Origin of the sequence: Streptomyces sp. NPDC050703, from assembly GCF_040654435.1 — a bacterium.
Classification (GTDB): domain Bacteria; phylum Actinomycetota; class Actinomycetes; order Streptomycetales; family Streptomycetaceae; genus Streptomyces.
In genome coordinates this window covers 1-1,449 of the sequence record NZ_JBFAHX010000111.1, presented here as the reverse complement: position 1 = coordinate 1,449, position 1,449 = coordinate 1, and the positions used below count along the sequence as shown (strand labels likewise).

The window sequence follows — 1,449 nt, the reverse complement described above, 5'->3', positions numbered from 1 at the left end:
GTTTCAGAACCAACACAGTGGACGCGAGCAACTGAGGACAAGCCCTCGGCCTATTAGTACCAGTCACCTCCACCCGTTACCGGGCTTCCAGATCTGGCCTATCAACCCAGTCGTCTACTGGGAGCCTTAACCCCTCAAAGGGGGTGGGAATACTCATCTCGAAGCAGGCTTCCCGCTTAGATGCTTTCAGCGGTTATCCTTTCCGAACGTAGCCAACCAGCCATGCCCTTGGCAGGACAACTGGCACACCAGAGGTTCGTCCGTCCCGGTCCTCTCGTACTAGGGACAGCCCTTCTCAATATTCCTACGCGCACAGAGGATAGGGACCGAACTGTCTCACGACGTTCTAAACCCAGCTCGCGTACCGCTTTAATGGGCGAACAGCCCAACCCTTGGGACCGACTCCAGCCCCAGGATGCGACGAGCCGACATCGAGGTGCCAAACCATCCCGTCGATATGGACTCTTGGGGAAGATCAGCCTGTTATCCCCGGGGTACCTTTTATCCGTTGAGCGACGGCGCTTCCACAAGCCACCGCCGGATCACTAGTCCCGACTTTCGTCCCTGCTCGACCCGTCGGTCTCACAGTCAAGCTCCCTTGTGCACTTACACTCAACACCTGATTACCAACCAGGCTGAGGGAACCTTTGGGCGCCTCCGTTACTCTTTGGGAGGCAACCGCCCCAGTTAAACTACCCATCAGACACTGTCCCTGATCCGGATCACGGACCGAGGTTAGACATCCAGCACGACCAGAGTGGTATTTCAACGACGACTCCACGAACACTGGCGTGCCCGCTTCACAGTCTCCCACCTATCCTACACAAGCCGAACCGAACACCAATATCAAACTGTAGTAAAGGTCCCGGGGTCTTTCCGTCCTTCTGCGCGAAACGAGCATCTTTACTCGTAGTGCAATTTCACCGGGCCTATGGTTGAGACAGTCGAGAAGTCGTTACGCCATTCGTGCAGGTCGGAACTTACCCGACAAGGAATTTCGCTACCTTAGGATGGTTATAGTTACCACCGCCGTTTACTGGCGCTTAAGTTCTCAGCTTCGCACGCCCGAAAGCGCACTAACCGGTCCCCTTAACGTTCCAGCACCGGGCAGGCGTCAGTCCGTATACATCGCCTTACGGCTTCGCACGGACCTGTGTTTTTAGTAAACAGTCGCTTCTCGCTGGTCTCTGCGGCCACCCCCAGCTCACGGAGTAAATCCGATCACCAGTGATGGCCCCCCTTCTCCCGAAGTTACGGGGGCATTTTGCCGAGTTCCTTAACCATAGTTCACCCGAACGCCTCGGTATTCTCTACCTGACCACCTGAGTCGGTTTAGGGTACGGGCCGCCATGAAACTCGCTAGAGGCTTTTCTCGACAGCATAGGATCATCCACTTCACCACAATCGGCTCGGCATCAGGTCTCACCCACATGTCATCCGGATTTGCCT

1 rRNA gene is annotated in these 1,449 nt (G+C 55.8%); it reads right to left on the bottom strand.

The features are described 5' to 3' along the window. Positions 1-33: 33 nt before the first annotated feature. Positions 34-1,449, bottom strand: a 23S ribosomal RNA gene (locus AB0I16_RS35785); the annotation flags it as partial.